This window comes from Streptomyces bikiniensis, assembly GCF_000716625.1.
Classification (GTDB): domain Bacteria; phylum Actinomycetota; class Actinomycetes; order Streptomycetales; family Streptomycetaceae; genus Streptomyces; species Streptomyces bikiniensis.
This window is the reverse complement of record NZ_JNXJ01000022.1, coordinates 142067-159313: the sequence shown is the minus strand read 5'-3', so window position 1 is coordinate 159313 and position 17247 is coordinate 142067. Positions and strand designations below refer to the sequence as shown.

Here is a 17247-nt window from a genome sequence, read left to right as displayed (position 1 = left end):
AAGAACCACATGAAGATCGACTGGGCAGCCCTCGGCTCCGTCTTCGGCGTCAGCCTCGTGGCCACCGTCGTCCTGGTGGGCCTCTTCACCCTCGGCATCGTCGGCCTCACCAAGCAGGAGGAGGCCGCGGCCCGGGGAGGCTCCGCCGCCCTGGCCCGCACCGGCGCCTACGCCTGCTTCGGACTGTGCCTGGCGGCCGTGGCGTACGGCATCTACCTGATCGTCGTCTGACGGTCCCCGCTCCACCGGCCGGGCGGTCCGCACCTTCGGGTACGGGCCGCCCGGCCCTTTTCCGTGGTGCTCCCCACGGCTTTTCCGTGGTGCTCTCCACGGCGCTCCCTGTGGTGCTCCGCACAGTGCGCCGCCGCAGGTCAAGGCTGGGTTGACGCCCGTTCTCGGGGCGTGGTGGACTGCCGGGGCCATTACGGCGGCAGCAGAGGAAGTCCGGTGCGAATCCGGCGCGGTCCCGCCACTGTGACCGGATCCGAGGGGTCCGGGAGCCAGGAACTCTCGCCGCCGGTCACGTCGATCCAGGGCGCGGACCCTGAGTGAGGACACAGCGCCATGCCCGGCCGTCCCAGAGCCACCGCTGTCTTCGCGTACGGAGCGGCCGCGGGCCTCGCCGTCGACCTGCTCCTCGGCGACCCCCGCAGGGGCCACCCCGTCGCCGCGTTCGGCCGGGCCGCCGCCGCCGTCGAGAAGCGCCTCCACCACGACCACCGCGGCTGGGGCGCCCTGCACACCGCCGTCTGCGCCGGCTCCACCGCCGCCCTCGGCGCCCTCGCCGCCCGGGCCGTGCGGGACCGGCCGGCCGCCGCCGTCGCGCTGACCGCCGCCTCCGTGTGGGCCGTCGTCGGCGGGACGACCCTGGGCCGGGAGGCCCGCGCGATCGGCGGGGCGCTGGCCGCCGGGGACCTGGAGGTGGCCCGCGAGCGGCTGCCCCACCTGTGCGGGCGCGACCCGCAGTCCCTGGACGGCCCGGCGATGGCCCGGGCGGTCGTCGAGTCGGTCGCCGAGAACACCTCGGACGCCGTGGTCGGCGCCCTGTTCTGGGGCGCGGTCGCGGGCGTGCCGGGACTCGTCGGCTTCCGGGCCGTCAACACCCTGGACGCGATGGTCGGCCACAAGTCGCCCCGCCACCGCCGCTTCGGCTGGGCCTCGGCCCGCCTCGACGACCTGGCCGGCTGGCCGGGCGCGCGTCTGACGGCCGCGCTCGCGACCGTCGCCGGGGGAAATCCGCGCGGGGCCGTACGGGCCTGGCGGGCGGACGCGTCGAAGCACCCGAGCCCCAACGCGGGCCCGGTCGAGGCCTCCTTCGCGGGCGCGCTGGGCGTACGGCTCGGGGGCACCCTCTCGTACGGCGGGCGCGTCGAGCACCGGCCGGTGCTCAACGGGGAGGGGCGGGCCGTCGAGGTGGCGGACGTCGAACGGGCGGTGGCGCTCTCGCGCCGGGTGACCGCGCTGACCCTGGTCGCCTGTGCGGGCGGCCGTCTGATCGCCGACGCCGTGAGGCGCAGGAAGCACGGAAAGCGGGGGAACGCATGAGGGGCGGGGGGCTGCTGGTCGCCGGGACCACGTCCGACGCGGGCAAGAGCGTCGTGACGGCCGGGATCTGCCGCTGGCTGGTCCGCAAGGGCCTGAAGGTGGCGCCGTTCAAGGGGCAGAACATGTCCCTCAACTCCTTCGTCACGCGCGAGGGCGCCGAGATCGGGCGGGCCCAGGCCATGCAGGCGCAGGCCGCCCGGGTCGAGCCGACCGCGCTGATGAACCCGGTGCTGCTCAAGCCGGGCGGCGACCGGTCCAGCCAGGTCGTCCTGATGGGGAAGCCGGTGGGCGAGATGAGCGCCCGCGGGTTCTTCGGGGGGTCCGGCGGGTCGTCCCCCGGCACGACCCTGCACGGGGGGCGGCAGAAGGAGCTGTTCGAGCCGGTCATGGCGTGCCTGGAGGAGCTGCGGAGCACGTACGACGCGGTGATCTGCGAGGGCGCCGGCAGCCCGGCCGAGATCAACCTGCGGCGCACCGACATCGTGAACATGGGCGTGGCGCGGGCCGCGAAGCTGCCCGTGGTGGTGGTCGGGGACATCGACCGGGGCGGGGTCTTCGCCCAGTTCTTCGGCACGACGGCGCTGCTGTCCCCCGAGGACCAGTCGCTCGTCGCCGGGTACCTGGTGAACAAGTTCCGGGGCGACGTGAGCCTGCTCGAACCCGGGCTCGACATGCTGCACGGCCTGACCGGGCGCCGGACCTTCGGCGTCCTGCCGTACGCGCACGGGCTCGGCATCGACGAGGAGGACGGACTGCGGGTCTCCCTGCGGGGCACGGTCCGCGAGTCGGTGGTGGCGCCGCCGGTCGGCGCGGACGTGCTGCGGGTCGCCGTCTGCGCCGTCCCCCTGATGTCCAACTTCACCGACGTGGACGCGCTGGCGGCCGAGCCGGGCGTGGTCGTCCGGTTCGTGGACCGGCCCGAGGAGCTGGCCGACGCGGACCTGGTGGTCGTACCGGGCACGCGCGGCACGGTGAAGGCGCTCGCCTGGCTGCGGGAGCGCGGCCTCGCGGACGCCCTGGCCCGGCGCGCGGCCGAGGGCCGCCCGGTGCTCGGCGTCTGCGGAGGCTTCCAGGCCCTGGGCGAGCGGATCGAGGACGAGGTCGAGTCGAGGGCCGGTGTGGTCGACGGGCTCGGACTCCTGCCCGTACGGGTGCGGTTCGCGGTCGGGAAGACCCTGGCCCGGCCGGTCGGCGAGGCGCTCGGCGAGCGGGTCGAGGGGTACGAGATCCACCACGGCGTCGCGGACGTACGCGGCGGGGAGCCCTTCCTGGACGGGTGCCGGGTCGGCTCCGTGTGGGGCACCCACTGGCACGGCTCCCTGGAGAGCGACGGCTTCCGGCGCGCGTTCCTGCGGGAGGTGGCGGCGGCGGCCGGACGCCGGTTCGTCCCGGCCCCGGACACGTCGTTCGGCGCCCTGCGCGAGGAGCAGCTCGACCGGCTCGGCGACCTGATCGAGGAGCACGCCGACACGGACGCGCTGCTGCGGCTCATCGAGGAGGGCGCCCCGGCGGGGCTGCCGTTCGTGCCGCCGGGGGCGCCGTGAGCACGGGAGGCCCCCGCCGGCCCCTCCCCGGCGGCCGCGTGCCGTCGTCCGAACATCAGCGATCCGAAGGAGAGACCACCCGATGAGCACCCGGTACCCGTTCACCGCCGTCGTCGGCATGGACGACCTGCGGCTCGCGCTGCTCCTGAACGCCGTCAGCCCGGCCGTGGGCGGTGTGCTGGTCCGGGGGGAGAAGGGGACCGCGAAGTCCACCGCCGTGCGGGCGCTCGCCGAGCTGCTTCCCGTCGTGCCGGTGGTCGCGGACTGCCGGTTCGGCTGCGACCCGGCGTCCCCCGATCCGGGCTGCCCGGACGGGCCGCACGAGGCGGGGCCGGGGGCCGAGCGGCCCGCGCGGATGGTCGAACTCCCCGTCGGCGCCTCCGAGGACCGGCTCGTCGGCTCGCTCGACATCGAGAAGGCGCTCGCGGAGGGCGTGAAGGCGTTCGAGCCGGGGCTGCTCGCCGACGCGCACCGGGGCATCCTGTACGTGGACGAGGTCAACCTCCTCCACGACCACCTGATCGACCTGCTGCTCGACGCCGCCGCCATGGGCTTCTCGAACGTCGAGCGCGAGGGCGTCTCCGTGCGGCACGCCGCGCGGTTCCTGCTCGTCGGGACCATGAACCCCGAGGAGGGCGAGCTGCGGCCGCAGCTCCTCGACCGGTTCGGGCTCACCGTGGAGGTCGCCGCCTCCCGCGACCCCGAGCAGCGGGTGGAGGTCGTGCGGCGGCGGCTCGCCTTCGAGGACGACCCGGCCGCGTTCGCCGCGCGCTGGGCCGGCGAGGAGGCCGAGCTGCGCGAACGGATCGTCGCCGCACGGGAGTTGCTGCCGCGGGTGGTGCTCGGGGACGCGGTGCTGCTCCAGATCGCCGCGACCTGCGCCGCGTTCGAGGTGGACGGCATGCGCGCCGACATCGTCATGGCCCGCACGGCCACCGCGCTCGCCGCCTGGGCCGGGCGGACCGAGGTCACCTCCGAGGACGTGCGGCAGGCCGCGCTCCTGGCCCTCCCCCACCGCCGCCGGCGCTCGCCCTTCGACGCGCCGGGGCTCGACGAGGACAGGCTGGACGAGACCCTCGAACGGTTCAAGGGCGATGACCCCGACCCGGAGCCGGAGCCGGACGGCCCGGACGACGGCGGTCCGGGAGACGGGGGCCCCGGAGACGGCGGCCCCGGCGGGGGCGGTCCGGACGGCGGCGGGATTCCGCCGCAGGGTGACGGGCCGGCGCCCGAGGACGTACCGGCGCCGGAGGAAACACCCGTACCCGAGCCCGAGCCCGCCCCCGCGCCCGCTCCTCAGAGGGCGGGGGCCGGGGCCGGTGAGCGGGCCGCCGTCAAGGCCGCCGAGCCCTTCCGCACGAAGGTGCTCAGCGTGCCCGGACTCGGCGAGGGCGCGGCCGGGCGCCGCTCCCGGGCCCGGACCGAGCACGGCCGTACGACCGGCTCCACCCGGCCCCGGGGCGCGCTGACCAAGCTGCACCTGGCGGCGACCGTGCGGGCCGCCGCCCCGCACCAGAAGGCGCGCGGGCGGACGGGCCCGGGGCTCGTGGTCCGGCGCGACGACCTGCGGCAGGCGACCCGGGAGGGCCGCGAGGGCAACCTCGTGCTCTTCGCGGTCGACGCCTCCGGCTCGATGGCGGCCCGGCAGCGGATGAGCGCGGTCAAGGGCGCGGTGCTCTCGCTGCTCCTCGACGCCTACCAGCGGCGCGACAAGGTCGGCCTGGTCACCTTCCGGGGCCGGGACGCCGAGGTGGCGCTGCCGCCGACCTCGTCCGTGGACGCGGCCGCCGCGCGGCTCGAACAGCTTCCCACCGGGGGCCGCACTCCCCTGTCGGCCGGACTGCTCAAGGCCCACGACGTGCTGCGGGTCGAGCGGCTGCGGGACCCCTCGCGCCGCCCGCTGCTGGTCGTCGTGACGGACGGGCGGGCGACCGGGGGGCGGGCGGCCGGGGACCCGGTGACGCTCGCCGCACGCGCGGCGCGGCTGCACGCCGCCGAGGGCACGGCGTCGGTCGTCGTGGACTGCGAGACCGGCCCGGTGCGGCTGGGGCTCGCGGGGCGGCTCGCCGTCGAACTCGGCGGCACGGCCGTGACGCTGGACGAGCTGCGCGCCGACTCGATCGCCGGGCTCGTCAGGGACGTACAGGCAGGACAGGCAGGGCACGCAGCACGGGCAACCAGGAGGGCCGCTTAATGCCGCAGGGACAGCCGACCGTCGTTCCCGACGACGGTCTGACCACCCGCCAGCGCCGCAACCGCGCGCTGGTGATGGTGCACACGGGCGTCGGCAAGGGGAAGTCGACCGCCGCCTTCGGCATGGCGCTGCGCGCCTGGAACCAGGGCTGGCCGATCGGGGTGTTCCAGTTCGTGAAGTCCGCCAAGTGGAAGGTCGGCGAGGAGAACGCCCTCAAGGCGCTCGGCGAGACCGGCAAGGGCGGCACGGTCACCTGGAACAAGATGGGCGAGGGCTGGTCCTGGATCCAGCGCGAGGTCGCCGAGGGCGAGCAGTCGCACGAGGACAAGGCGCGCGAGGGCTGGGAGCAGGTCAAGCGGGACCTCGCGGAGGAGAAGTACAAGTTCTACGTCCTCGACGAGTTCGCCTACCTCCTGCACTGGGGCTGGATCGACGTCAACGAGGTCGTGGAGGTGCTGCGCGACCGGCCCGGGCAGCAGCACGTCGTCATCACCGGCCGCAACGCGCCGCGGGAGCTGGTGGACTTCGCGGACCTCGTCACCGACATGTCCAAGGTCAAGCACCCGATGGACGCCGGTCAGAAGGGCCAGCGGGGCATCGAGTGGTAGCACGTCTCGTCGTCGCCGCGCCCTCCTCGGGCGCGGGCAAGACCACGGTCGCGACCGGCCTGATGGCCGCGTTCGCGGGCCGCGGCCTGGCCGTCTCCCCGCACAAGGTCGGCCCGGACTACATCGACCCCGGCTACCACGCGCTCGCGACGGGCCGCCCGGGGCGCAACCTCGACGCGTACATGTGCGGCACGGGGCTGGTGGCGCCGCTCTTCCTGCACGGGTCGCGCGGCTGCGACCTGGCCGTGGTCGAGGGGGTCATGGGCCTGTACGACGGGGCCGCCGACCAGGGGGAGCTGGCGTCCACCGCGCAGGTGGCGAAGCTGCTCAGGGCGCCGGTGGTGCTGGTCGTGGACGCGTCGTCGCAGTCGCGGTCGGTGGCGGCGCTCGTGCACGGGTTCGCGTCCTGGGACCCGGAGGTGCGGATCGGGGGCGTGATCCTCAACAAGGTGGCCACCGACCGGCACGAGCACCTGCTGCGGGAGGCGCTCGGGGAGTCCGGGGTGCCGGTCCTCGGCGTGCTGCGGCGGGCGCCCGCCGTGGCGACGCCGTCGCGGCACCTGGGGCTCGTGCCGGTGGCCGAGCGGCAGGCCGCCGCCGTGGAGGCGGTGGCGGCGCAGGCCGAACAGGTCCTGGCAGGGTGCGACCTGGAGGCGCTGCTCGCGCTCGCGCGGTCGGCGCCGGAGCTGTCCGCGGAGGCGTGGTCGCCGGAGGTCGTGGGGCGCCCGGTCGCGGGCCGGCCCCGGATCGCGGTGGCCGGCGGGGCCGCGTTCACGTTCTCGTACGCCGAGCACGCCGAACTCCTTGCCGCCGCCGGGGCCGAGGTCGTCGCCTTCGACCCGCTGCGGGACGAGGTGCTGCCCGGGGGGACCTCCGGGCTGGTGATCGGGGGCGGCTTCCCCGAGATGTACGGGGGCGAGCTGTCCGCCAACGAGCCGCTGCGGAAGGCCGTGGCCGAGCTCGCCACCTCGGGCGCGCCGATCGCGGCCGAGTGCGCCGGGCTGCTCTACCTGGCGCGGTCCCTCGACGGCACGCCCATGTGCGGGGTGCTGGACGCCGACGCGCGCATGTCGGAGCGGCTGACGCTGGGGTACCGGGACGCGGTGGCCGTCAGCGACAGCGTCCTCGCGCCGGCCGGGGCGCGGATGCGGGGGCACGAGTTCCACCGCACGGTGATCGAGCCGGGTGCCGGGGAGCGGGCCGCGTGGGGGCTGCGGCAGCCGGAGCGGAGGGTGGAGGGCTTCGTGCGGGGAGGGGTGCACGCCAGTTACGTGCACACGCACTGGGCGGGTGCGCCCGGGGCGGCGGCGCGGTTCGTGGAGCGCTGCGCGGGTGCCGACGGCGGTCCGGTTTCGTGAGGTCAGCCGCCGGAGGCCCCCACCACGAGCCAGATGAAGCCGACGCCCGTCACCGTGCACAGCAGGGTGGAGCGGGCGGGGTGGTCGTGGTGGGCCTCCGGCAGGATCTCGGCGGCGGCGAGGTAGAGCAGGGCGCCGCCGAAGAACCCGAGATAGCCGCCGAGAAGTTCCTCCGGAAGGGTGAACAGCAGGGTGGAGGCGGCGCCGAGGATCGGGGCGACGGCGTCCGCGACGAGCATCGCGAGGGCCTTGCGGCGCGCGTTCCCGTAGAGGCTCGTGATCGTGTACGTGTTGAAGCCGTCGGCGAAGTCGTGGGTGATGACGGCGAGGGCGACGGTGGCGCCCATGCCGCCGCCGACCTGGAAGGCGGCGCCGAGCGCGATGCCGTCCATGAGGCTGTGGCCGACCATCGCCGCGGCCGCCGTGAGGCCGACCTGGGGGACCCTCTCGTCGGCCGCGACACCGTGCGCGGCCCGGCGTACGGCGAGCAGGCGCTCCACGACGTGGGCGAAGAGGAAGCCGCCGACGAAGAGCAGCAGGGCCTCCGGGACGCCGAACACCTCGTCCCCCGCGGCCTCCAGGGCCTCGGGCAGGAGGTCGAGTCCGACGACGCCGAGCATGAGCCCGCCGGAGAGTCCGAGGACGAGGTGACGCCGGTCGGTGACGCGCCCGGCGACCCATCCTCCGAAGAGCGTCATGAGGAACGCGCCGAGCGCGACGACCACAGCCATGGGGCTTTGGTATCGGATGGGGCGGCGTCCGCGCACCTCGGTGTGGGGGCCCGGTCGGGCGTCCCGGTGGACGAGGTGCTGGCCCTCGTGGACGCGGTGCTGCGGGAGGCGGGCCTTTCCCGTACGGCCGTCCGGTCCCTCGGCACCCTCGACGCGCGGGCGGCGGAGCCGGGGATCGCGGGGGCCGCGGCCGTACTCGGCGTGCCGGTACGGGGGTTCGCGGCCGAGGAGCTGGCGGCCGTGTCCGTACCGCATCCGTCGGCCCTGCCGCTGGCCGCGACGGGCACGGCATCGGTGGCGGAGGCGGCGGCCTTGCTGGCGGCGGGTACGGAGCCGGGGGCGGTGCACGCGCCGGGCGCGGGCGCGGGCGTGGTCCCGGGCGCGGGCGTGGTCCCGGGCACGTGCGTGGACTGGGGCACGGGCGCGGGCGCGGACGCGGGCGAACCGGAGGCGTCCGTGGCACGTGCGCGGGCCGTGCTGCTCGTACCGAAGCGGAAAACCCGGCGCGTAACGTGCGCTCTCGCCGCTTCCGTCCCGGTTCGGTCGCACGAAGACGCCCCGGGCGCACGGTTGTTGCCCCGAGCTCACGGGTACATCGCTGGCGAGCCTGGCTCACCCCCCACCATCCCCACCCCCCACACGACGGCGGCCATGGACATGCACACGCATACCGACGCCCACGACCTTCGCCACCACGGTGACGCCGAGGTCAGGGACGACAAGCTCATCGACCTCGCGGTCAACGTCCGGACGGACACCCCACCGGAGTGGCTGCGCAGACGCATCGCCGACTCCCTGACCGGCCTCGCCGCCTACCCCGACGACCGGGTCGCGCGGGCCGCGGTCGCCGAGCGGCACGACCTGCCCCCGAACCGGGTGCTGCTCACGGCCGGCGCGGCGGAGGCCTTCGTGCTGCTCGCGCGGGCGCTGCCGGCACGGCGGCCGGTGGTGGTGCACCCGCAGTTCACCGAGCCGGAGGCGGCGCTGCGCGACGCCGGGCACGCGGTGGACCGGGTGCTGCTGCGCGAGGAGGACGGCTTCCGGCTGGACCCGGCGGCGGTCCCGGAGGACGCGGACCTGGTGGTGATCGGGAACCCCACCAATCCGACCTCCGTGCTGCACCCCGCCGCCTCGATCGCCGCGCTGGCCCGCCCGGGGCGGACCCTGGTGGTGGACGAGGCCTTCATGGACGCGGTGCCGGGCGAGCGGGAGTCGCTTGCCGGGCGGACGGACGTGCCGGGGCTCGTGGTGCTGCGGAGCCTCACCAAGACCTGGGGCCTGGCCGGGCTGCGGATCGGGTACGCGCTGGCCGCCCCGGCGACGATCGCGGAGCTGGAGCGGGGGCAGCCGCTGTGGCCGGTGTCGTCGCCCGCGCTGGTGGCGGCGGAGGCCTGCATGTCGCGGGCGGCGCTCGCGGAGGCCGAGCACGCGGCGCACCGGATCGGGGTGGAGCGGGCCCATCTGCTCGCCGGGCTCGCGGAGTTCGACGAGGTGCGGACCGTGGCGGGGGCCGAGGGTCCCTTCGTGCTCGTCCGGATCGACGGAGCGGACGCGGTGCGGGAGCGGCTGCGGTCGCTGGGCTTCGCGGCCCGCCGGGGCGACACGTTCCCGGGGCTCGACCGGAACTGGCTGCGGCTCGCGGTGCGGGACCGGGCGACCACGAACCGCTTCCTCCAGGCGCTCGACCAGGCGCTGCTGATGGGCGGCTGAGGCGGGGGTCCCGGGAACGGCCCGGGGCCCGGGGAGGGCGGCGTCGTCACCGCCGCCCTCCCCGGGCCCCGCCGTCTTCCTTCCCCCGCGCCCCCCGGCGCTTCCCCCTCGGGCCGTCAGCCGCGCGCGCGGGCGCGCGAACGGGTCAGCGCGAGCGCGCCGCCGCCCGCCACGACGAGGGCGAGCGCCCCGGCCGCGAGGTACGGGGTGGTGGAGCTGCCGCCGGTCTCGGCGAGGTTCCGGGTGGGGGTGCCGCCGCCGTTGTTGGTGGTGAGGCCGCCGTCGTCGCTCGGCTCGGCGGAGGGCTCCGGCTGCTCGGAGGGCCGGTCGGTGGGCTTCTCGGTGGGCTTCTCGGTCGGCTTCTCGGTCGGCTTCGCGCCCTCGGGCGTCTCGCAGGTCGCCTCGGCGAGGGTCACGGTGCCGTCGACCTTGGCGACGCCCAGGTCCAGCGGGTTGACCTTCACCTTGAGTTCGAGGGCGGTCGCCGCGGCGGTGCGGGAGGTCGTGGAGGTACGGGAGAGGTCCAGGGTGACCTCGCCGACCTTCGGCACGGTGACCTGGGTCCGGCCGCCGGCGGAGAGGGTCGTCTTCTTGCCGAGGACGGTGACGTGCCCGAGGACATCGGACTCGGCGACCGGCTGCCTCCCCACCTCGCACAGCGCCTTGGAGGTGACCTTCTCGACCTCGATGAGGGAGAGCAGCGGGAGGCCGGGGACGTGCACGCGCGCCTTGACGAGGTTGACGTGCCCCTCGGCCCTCTCCTCGTCGACGGTGGCCTCGGAGGTGGCGACGTCGGCCTTGAGGATGTCGACCGGCTTGCCGTTCTCGGCCCCCTGCACCTTCACGGAGAGCGCGGTCTCGTTCTCGCTCTTCGGTGCCTGGACCTCGTTGAGGGAGGCCCGGACCGGCACGCTCACCGTCTTGTCGAGGAGGGAGACGTCGAGGCCGGCCCGCAGGACGACGGCGGTGGCGCGCCCTTCGCCGCCCGTGGCGTGCGCCGCGGGGGCCGCGAGGAGCACCGGGCCGGCGACCAGGGCGGCGGCCGCGGCGGCCGCGGAACGGCGTACGGGCATGCGGAAGGTGTTGCTGTTCAAGGTGGTGGAACCCCCACAGGAGACATGGCGTCGCCGGCCGCTCACCACGGGGACGGTGGCTCGGCGCGGTCCGGCGACTCGGGACACCGGAATCTTTACGCACGGAGAGTGAACCGGCGGTCACCTGGCGCCAGTTCACTCCAAAGGGGGGTTTCCGTGTTCATTTTCGATTCTTTTGGCCACAACCGTTCTCGCTCGTCCCGCGTGTTTCGTACGAAGGGGCGGGTGCGGGCGTGAGCGAGGACGGCGAGCGGCGGGCGGGCAGGGGTGTGAACGACCGGTTCCGCTCCCGGGTAACGGATCGTCAATCCGGCGCGTTCAGCTGTCGCGCCAGTACCCGAGGGCGTGGACGCGCTCCTTGGGCAGCCCGAGCTCCTTGCGCGCGTACGTGCCGAGGGTGCGGGTGGTCGTGGTGTCGCAGGCGATCCAGATGTACGGGGCGGTGCCGGCGAGCGCGGGCAACTCGGCCTTCACGCGGGCGACGAGCTCGGCGCCGCCCTTCTCGCGCGGCACCCGGCGCAGGTCGTGCCGCTCGGGGTCGACCCGGAACGGCAGTTCGGCGTCGGAGGCGTGCTGCGTCTCGAACCAGACGGTGGCCGGGAGGTCCGGGAAGGCGTCGAGCAGCGAGTTGATCGCGGGCAGGGAGGCCGTGTCACCGACCAGCAGCAGCCGCTCGGGCAGCGGGGCGGGGGCCTCGAAGCCGGTGCCCTGGAGGGTGGCCTCCACGGTGTCGCCCGGGGCGCACTCCCGGGCCCAGCGGCTCGCGACGCCCTCGTGGAGGGCGAACTCCAGGCTGAAGGTGCCGGCCTCCGCGTCCGGGTCGACGAGGGTGTAGGCGCGCTGGTGCGGCTTGCCGCCGTCGTCGAACCAGACGCGGACCCACATCGTCGGGTGGACCCCGGCGGCGGCGAGGAGGCCGCCGTCCGTGAAGTGCACCCGCCGGTAGTCCTCGGTGACCTGCTCGGCCCCCGTCACGGTGAACGTGAAGTCCTTGCCGCGCATCAACTTGAGGACGGCGCCCTGCCAGCCATGACCCACCGTGATCCCCTCCCCGGTGATTACTGTAGATTAATTTAGGTCAGCCTAACCTAAGATTTCATGGAAAAGCAGGGACGGGAGAATTTCTCCGTGAGCATCGAGGTCTACCGGGACGCCTGGGGCGTTCCGCATCTGCGGGCCGGGGACCCGGACGAACTCGCCTTCGCCCAGGGGCGGGTCACCGCCCGTGACCGCGCCTGGCAGCTGGAGGTGGAGCGGCACCGGGCCCAGGGCACCACGGCCGCGTTCCTCGGCGCCGCCGAGCTCGGCTGGGACGTCTTCGCCCGGCGGGTCCGGCTCGCGGACACCGCCCGTCTCTGCTTCGCCCGCCTGGAGCGCACGGACGCGCCGACGGCCGCGTGGGTACGCGCGTACGTGGACGGGGTCAACGACGGTCTGGCGGAGGGGGCCCGGCGCGCGCCCGAGTTCGCGGAGACCGGTCTCGCGCCCGGCCGCTGGGAGCCGTGGACACCGCTCGCCGTCTGGCTCTCGACCCACATCCTCTTCGCGGGCTTCCCCACCAAGCTGTGGCGGGAGGAGGTCGCGCGCCGGCTCGGCGAGGAGTGGACGGAGCTGTTCGCGACGGACGGGCCGGGCACCGCGGGCTCCAACGGCTGGGTGGTCGCGGGCGAGCGGACCGCGAGCGGGGCGGCCCTGGTGGCCGGCGACCCGCACCGGTTCATCGAGGCGCCGGGCGTCTACCAGCAGATCCGGCTCGCCTGCCCCGCGTACGACGTGGTCGGCCTCGCCGTGCCGGGCGTCCCCGGCCTCGCGCACTTCGGCCACACCGGGCCGGTGGCCTGGGCGATCACCAACGCGATGGCGGACTACCAGGACGTGTACCGGGAGCGGCTGCGGCGGCTGCCCGACGGAGGCGTGGAGGCCCTCGGCCCCGAGGGCTGGCGCCCGGCCACCACCCACCCGGAGACGATCGAGGTCGCGGGCGGGGAGCCGGTCGTGATCGAGGTGATCGAGACGGACCGGGGGCCGGTGATCGCCGGCGTGGAGGAGGAGCCGGCGGCCGGAGGGGCGGACGGCGAACGACGGCCCGGCGGCGCCTCGGAGACCGGAGCGCCGGTCGGCGGCGCCCCCGGGACCGGAACCCCGGTGAACGGCACCCCGGTGAACGGCACCCCCGAGGCGGGAGCCCCGGCAGACGGCATCCCGGTCGACGACGCCCCCGCGGACGCCCGGACGGCGGGCGACAGCCCGGCGGCGGGTGCGCCGTTGGACGGTCCGGCGGGCGGTCCGGCGGCCGGGGCCCTGGGGGACGGCCCGGTCGGCGGCGCCCCGGAGGACGGTCGCCCCGGCGAGGGGGGCGGCTGGGAGGTGCTCGCCCTGCGCCATCCGCCCCGGGTCACCGGGGAGCTCGGTTTCGGGGTGCTGCCCGCGCTGCTGCGCGCCCGGACCGTCGGGGACGTGGACGCGGCGCTCGACGGCTGGGTCGAGCCGGTGAACGTGGTCCAGGCGGCCGACACCCGGGGCGGGCTGCTGCACCGGGTCGCCGGCCACGTCCCCGTACGGGACCGGCTCAACTCCCTGCGTACCGTGCCCGCCTGGGATCCGGCGCACGCCTGGGCGGACGCACCCGCCCCGCTGCCCCGCGCCGAGGTCCGGGGCCACGCCGTGATGGCCAACGCCCGGGGCCTGGCCGCGCCGCTGGGCGTCGAGTTCGCCCCGCCGCACCGGGCGGACCGGATCGACGCGCTGCTCGGCGCCTCGGCCGACTGGACCCCGGAGGCCGTCACCGCCGTCCACCGGGACACCGACAACCCCTCGGCGGCCCGCCTCCTCGCGGCGGTCGGGCGCGCGGAGGCGGGCCTCTCCCCCGCCGCCTCGGCCGTACGGGGGCGGCTGCTCGCCTGGGACCGGCGCATGGACGCGGAGAGCACCGGCGCCGGTCTGTACGCGGCCGTCCGGGGCGCGGTCGTCCGCCGCCTCGCCGGGCACGAGGCCTTCGCGGCGCTGCGCGAACCCGCCCCGTACCCCGAGGTGTTCCGGCCCTGGCTGGCCCTCGGGCCGCGCGTGGCCTTCGCCCTGGAGACCCTGCTCACGGCCGGGCCGGTGCCCGCCGGGGACGTCGACCGGATCGTGCGCGAGGCCCTGGAGGAGGTCGCGGCCGGGGAGCCGCCGGCCGCCTGGGGCGCCACCCACCGGCTCGCGCCCTGGCAGGCGCTGCCCGACCCCGACGACGCGCGGTGGCCGGGGCTCGCCGGGGACCACGACTGCGTGCTCTCCACGTCCAGCGTGCCCGGCTGGACCGACCGCAGCGCGCGCGCCTCCGCCGCCCGGTACGTCTGGGACCTGGCCGACCGCGAACGCAGCGGCTGGATCGTCCCGTTCGGTGCGTCCGGCGTGCCCGGCGACCCCCACCACCAGGACCAACTCCCCCTGTGGCTGCGGGGCGAGCTCGCCCCCGTCACCACCGACTGGCAGTACCTCACCAAGGAGCAGGGATGACCACCGCCGTTCACGTCCAGACCGTCGAGGGCTTCGGCACCGTCACCATCAGGCCCGTCGACCCGGACCGGGACGCCCCGCTCCTGCACGCCTGGGTCAACGCGGAGCGGTCCCGCTTCTGGGGCATGACCGGGACCACCGTCGAGCAGGTCCGGGAGGTCTACGCGCACCTGGACTCGCTCACCACCCACCACGGCTACCTGGTCAGCAGGGACGACGAGCCCGTCGCCCTGCTCCAGACGTACGACCCCGGGGCCGACCGGGTGAGCGAGTGCTACGAGGTGCTGCCCGGGGACATCGGCGTGCACTTCCTCATCGCGCCGAGCGCGTCCCCGGAGCCGGGCTTCACCGGCAGGCTCGTCACCGCGCTGATCGCGTTCACGCTGAAGGACCGCACGCGGGTCGTGGTCGAGCCGGACGCCGACAACGAGAAGGCCGTCGCCCGCATGGTGCGGATCGGTTTCGAGCTGGGCCCGGAGGTCGTGCTGCCGGAGGTGGACCTGCCGGAGGTCTTCCTGCCGGAGAAGCGGGCCCGGCTCGCGTTCCTGTCCCGTTGACCGGCTGACCCGCCGACCGGCTGGCCGGCTGACTGGCGGGCTGGCCGACTGGCTAGCTCGCTGGCGGGCCGGCGGGCTGGCGGGCCGGCTGATCCTCGGGCCGCCCGCCGTCCCCGGGCCGCCCGCCGGTCAGCCCGTGATCCGCCCGTTGACGACGATCCGGCGGGGCGCCGTCAGGACGCGGACGTCCGCGCGCGGGTCCTCGTCGTAGACGACGAGGTCGGCGGGGGCGCCCTCCTCCAGGGCGGGGCGGCCCAGCCAGTCCCTGGCCCTCCAGGTGGTGGCCGAGAGGGCGTCAATCGCCGGGATGCCGGCCCGGGTCAGCTCCTGGACCTCCTCCGCGACCAGGCCGTGGGCGAGGGAGCCGCCCGCGTCGGTGCCGACGAAGACCGGGACGCCCGCGTCGTAGGCGGCGCGGACCGTGTCGTACCGCCGCGCGTGCAGCCGTCGCATGTGGGCCGACCAGCGGGGGAACTTCTCCTGGCCGCCGTCCGCGAGGTGCGGGAAGGTCGCGATGTTGACCAGGGTCGGGACGATGGCGACGCCCCGCTCCGCGAAGAGCGGGATGGTGTCCTCGGTGAGGCCGGTGGCGTGCTCGATGCAGTCGATGCCCGCCTCGACCAGGTCCCGGAGCGAGTCCTCCGCGAAGCAGTGGGCGGTGACCCGGGCGCCGAGCCGGTGCGCCTCCGCGATGGCCGCCTCCACCTCGGGGCGCGGCCAGCAGGCGGTGAGGTCGCCGGCCTCGCGGTCGATCCAGTCACCGACGAGCTTGACCCAGCCGTCGCCCCGGCGGGCCTCCCGGCCGACGTACGCGACGAGGTCGGCGGGCTCGATCTCGTGGGCGTAGTTGCGGATGTAGCGGCGGGTGCGGGCGATGTGCCGCCCCGCGCGGATGACCTTCGGCAGGTCCTCGCGGTCGTCGATCCAGCGGGTGTCGGAGGGCGAGCCCGCGTCGCGGATGAGCAGGGTCCCGGCGTCCCGGTCGGTGAGGGCCTGTTTCTCGGCGGTGCCGGCGTCGACGGGCCCGTGCCGGTCGAGGCCGACGTGGCAGTGGGCGTCGACGAGTCCGGGCAGGGCCCAGCCCGTCACCGTCAGGGCCTCCCCCGGGGGGCGTTCGAAGGTGATCCGCCCGTCCACGCACCAGAGTTCGTCCCGGACGTCCTCCGGGCCGACGAGCACCCGCCCCTGCACGTGCAACACCTCGTGATCGCTCATGCCTGCACTGTACGAGGGCGCGCCGGAGGGGTGGGCGTACGCTGGCCACGGCCGTACCACCGACCCGAGAAGGCACCACCGTGACCGTGACGCACCCGCTCCTGGACCTGGCCCCGCTGACCGCCGCGCACTTCGCGTCGATCGAGCGGCGGGTGGCCGCGCTGCTCTCCACGGAGCAGGACGTGGTGATCACGCAGGGCGAGGCCCTGCTGCCGCTCGAAGGGTGCATCCGGAGCGGGGCGCGGGCCGGTTCGACCGCGCTGAACGTGGTCACCGGCCCGTACGGGCAGACCTTCGGGAACTGGCTGCGGGACTGCGGGGCGACCGTGGTCGACCTGGAGGTCCCCTTCCACACGGCGGTGACGGCGGAGCAGGTGGAGCGGGCGCTCGCCGAGCACCCGGAGATCGACTTCGTGTCCCTGGTGCACGCGGAGGCGGCGACGGGCAACACCAACCCGGTCGCGGAGATCGGCGAGGTCGTCCGGGCCCACGGCGCGCTGTTCTACCTGGACGCGGTGGCGTCGATCGGCGCGGAGCCGGTGCTGCCGGACGCGTGGGGCGTGGACATGTGCATCATCGGCGCGCAGAAGGCGATGGGCGGCCCGGCGGGCGTGTCCGCGGTGTCGGTGAGCGCGCGGGCCTGGGAGCGGTTCGCCGCCAACCCGGCCGCGCCGCGCCGCTCGTACCTCTCGCTCCTGGACTGGAAGGAGCGCTGGATCGACGGCGGCCGCAGGACGCTCCTGCACGCCCCGGCGCAGCTGGAGATGCTGGCCCTGGAGGCCTGTGTGGAGCGGATCGAGGCGGAAGGCCTGGACGCGCTCATGGCGCGGCACGCCTCGGCGGCGGCCGCGACCCGCGCGGGCGCGCTCGCGCTGGGCGGCGGTCTGGAGCCGTACGTGTACGAGGCGAGGGACGCGGCCCCGGTGGCGACGACGCTGCGCACCCCGGCGGACGTGAACGCCGCCGAGCTGGTGGCGAAGGCGCTGGCGGCCGACCCGTCGCTGCCGCTGATCGCGGGCGGCGGCGCGCTGTCCGGGGAGATGATCCGGGTCAACCACTACGGGGTGGACGCGACCCCGGGGGCCGTCCAGTCCTCGCTCGCGGCACTGGGCGCGGCGCTCGGCGAGACGGGCCGCGCGGTGGACCTGGAGGGGGCGCGCCGCGCGGTGACGGAGGCCTGGAACTAGGGCCCG

At 75.6% G+C, this 17247-nt stretch carries 14 protein-coding genes and 1 riboswitch; of the genes, 10 read left to right on the top strand and 4 right to left on the bottom strand.

Going from position 1 to position 17247, the window contains the following annotated elements:
- Positions 1-9: 9 nt before the first annotated feature.
- The 6 genes from OO47_RS19100 (at position 10) to OO47_RS19075 (ending at position 7249) form a co-directional block, all read left to right on the top strand.
- A complete protein-coding gene (locus OO47_RS19100; RefSeq protein WP_030205004.1) occupies positions 10-231 on the top strand; it encodes a hypothetical protein in 222 nt (73 codons plus the stop codon).
- A 158-nt stretch (positions 232-389) separates the two neighbouring features.
- A riboswitch (cobalamin riboswitch) is annotated at positions 390-532 on the top strand.
- Positions 533-564: 32 nt separating this feature from the next.
- Entirely contained in the window at positions 565-1545 is a 981-nt protein-coding gene (locus OO47_RS19095) for a cobalamin biosynthesis protein (protein ID WP_030205006.1), read from the top strand.
- Positions 1542-3089 carry a cobyric acid synthase gene (locus tag OO47_RS19090; RefSeq protein WP_030205009.1) on the top strand — a complete coding sequence of 516 codons (1548 nt, stop codon included), beginning with the start codon at positions 1542-1544 and terminating at the stop codon, positions 3087-3089. The genes OO47_RS19095 and OO47_RS19090 overlap by 4 nt, the downstream gene beginning before the upstream one ends.
- A gap of 82 nt (positions 3090-3171) precedes the next feature.
- Positions 3172-5283, top strand: a complete 2112-nt coding sequence (locus OO47_RS19085; RefSeq protein WP_030205012.1) for a putative cobaltochelatase — start codon at positions 3172-3174, stop codon at positions 5281-5283.
- Positions 5283-5891 (top strand): cob(I)yrinic acid a,c-diamide adenosyltransferase, encoded by a 609-nt coding sequence (gene cobO, locus OO47_RS19080; protein ID WP_030205017.1) that lies wholly within the window; start codon positions 5283-5285, stop codon positions 5889-5891. The genes OO47_RS19085 and cobO overlap by 1 nt, the downstream gene beginning before the upstream one ends.
- On the top strand, positions 5885-7249 hold the full coding sequence (locus OO47_RS19075) for a cobyrinate a,c-diamide synthase (RefSeq protein ID WP_030205022.1): 1365 nt from the start codon (positions 5885-5887) through the stop codon (positions 7247-7249). The genes cobO and OO47_RS19075 overlap by 7 nt, the downstream gene beginning before the upstream one ends.
- Before the next feature lie 2 nt (positions 7250-7251).
- On the opposite strand, the gene OO47_RS19070 is transcribed toward OO47_RS19075, so the two are convergent.
- A complete protein-coding gene (locus tag OO47_RS19070) occupies positions 7252-7980 on the bottom strand; it encodes a ZIP family metal transporter (RefSeq protein WP_030205024.1) in 729 nt (242 codons plus the stop codon).
- Between the two features lie 66 nt (positions 7981-8046).
- On the opposite strand from OO47_RS19070, the gene cobC reads away from it, so the two are divergent.
- Positions 8047-9690 (top strand): Rv2231c family pyridoxal phosphate-dependent protein CobC, encoded by a 1644-nt coding sequence (gene cobC / locus OO47_RS35190; RefSeq protein ID WP_234323228.1) that lies wholly within the window; start codon positions 8047-8049, stop codon positions 9688-9690.
- Positions 9691-9806: 116 nt separating this feature from the next.
- Here the strand turns inward: cobC and OO47_RS19060 are convergent, their stop codons facing one another.
- Both OO47_RS19060 and OO47_RS19055 read right to left on the bottom strand, forming a co-directional pair.
- A complete protein-coding gene (locus OO47_RS19060) occupies positions 9807-10784 on the bottom strand; it encodes an SCO1860 family LAETG-anchored protein (protein WP_030205028.1) in 978 nt (325 codons plus the stop codon).
- A gap of 318 nt (positions 10785-11102) precedes the next feature.
- The gene (locus OO47_RS19055) at positions 11103-11822 is read right to left on the bottom strand and encodes a siderophore-interacting protein (protein WP_030205030.1); all 720 of its coding nucleotides are present in this window, start codon (positions 11820-11822) and stop codon (positions 11103-11105) included.
- Positions 11823-11882: 60 nt separating this feature from the next.
- On the opposite strand from OO47_RS19055, the gene OO47_RS19050 reads away from it, so the two are divergent.
- Entirely contained in the window at positions 11883-14282 is a 2400-nt protein-coding gene (locus OO47_RS19050) for a penicillin acylase family protein (protein WP_106969418.1), read from the top strand.
- Complete coding sequence (locus OO47_RS19045; RefSeq protein WP_030205034.1) at positions 14279-14839, top strand: GNAT family N-acetyltransferase; 561 nt, start codon at positions 14279-14281, stop codon at positions 14837-14839. Before OO47_RS19050 ends, OO47_RS19045 begins: the two co-directional genes overlap by 4 nt.
- 129 nt (positions 14840-14968) lie before the next feature.
- Here the strand turns inward: OO47_RS19045 and OO47_RS19040 are convergent, their stop codons facing one another.
- A complete protein-coding gene (locus OO47_RS19040) occupies positions 14969-16054 on the bottom strand; it encodes an amidohydrolase family protein (protein WP_030205036.1) in 1086 nt (361 codons plus the stop codon).
- 86 nt (positions 16055-16140) lie between these two features.
- On the opposite strand from OO47_RS19040, the gene OO47_RS19035 reads away from it, so the two are divergent.
- Positions 16141-17241 carry a pyridoxal-phosphate-dependent aminotransferase family protein gene (locus OO47_RS19035; RefSeq protein WP_030205038.1) on the top strand — a complete coding sequence of 367 codons (1101 nt, stop codon included), beginning with the start codon at positions 16141-16143 and terminating at the stop codon, positions 17239-17241.
- Positions 17242-17247 lie beyond the last annotated feature (6 nt).

What these genes read in the sequence shown, in the direction of transcription:
- cobO (WP_030205017.1), top strand. Translation starts at nt 5,283, where the DNA reads ATGCCGCAGGGACAGCCGACCGTCGTTCCCGACGACGGTCTGACCACC.
- OO47_RS19100 (WP_030205004.1), top strand. Translation starts at nt 10, where the DNA reads ATGAAGATCGACTGGGCAGCCCTCGGCTCCGTCTTCGGCGTCAGCCTC.
- OO47_RS19095 (WP_030205006.1), top strand. Translation starts at nt 565, where the DNA reads ATGCCCGGCCGTCCCAGAGCCACCGCTGTCTTCGCGTACGGAGCGGCC.
- OO47_RS19090 (WP_030205009.1), top strand. Translation starts at nt 1,542, where the DNA reads ATGAGGGGCGGGGGGCTGCTGGTCGCCGGGACCACGTCCGACGCGGGC.
- OO47_RS19040 (WP_030205036.1), bottom strand. Translation starts at nt 16,054, where the DNA reads ATGAGCGATCACGAGGTGTTGCACGTGCAGGGGCGGGTGCTCGTCGGC.
- OO47_RS19085 (WP_030205012.1), top strand. Translation starts at nt 3,172, where the DNA reads ATGAGCACCCGGTACCCGTTCACCGCCGTCGTCGGCATGGACGACCTG.
- OO47_RS19045 (WP_030205034.1), top strand. Translation starts at nt 14,279, where the DNA reads ATGACCACCGCCGTTCACGTCCAGACCGTCGAGGGCTTCGGCACCGTC.
- OO47_RS19070 (WP_030205024.1), bottom strand. Translation starts at nt 7,980, where the DNA reads ATGGCTGTGGTCGTCGCGCTCGGCGCGTTCCTCATGACGCTCTTCGGA.
- OO47_RS19050 (WP_106969418.1), top strand. Translation starts at nt 11,883, where the DNA reads ATGGAAAAGCAGGGACGGGAGAATTTCTCCGTGAGCATCGAGGTCTAC.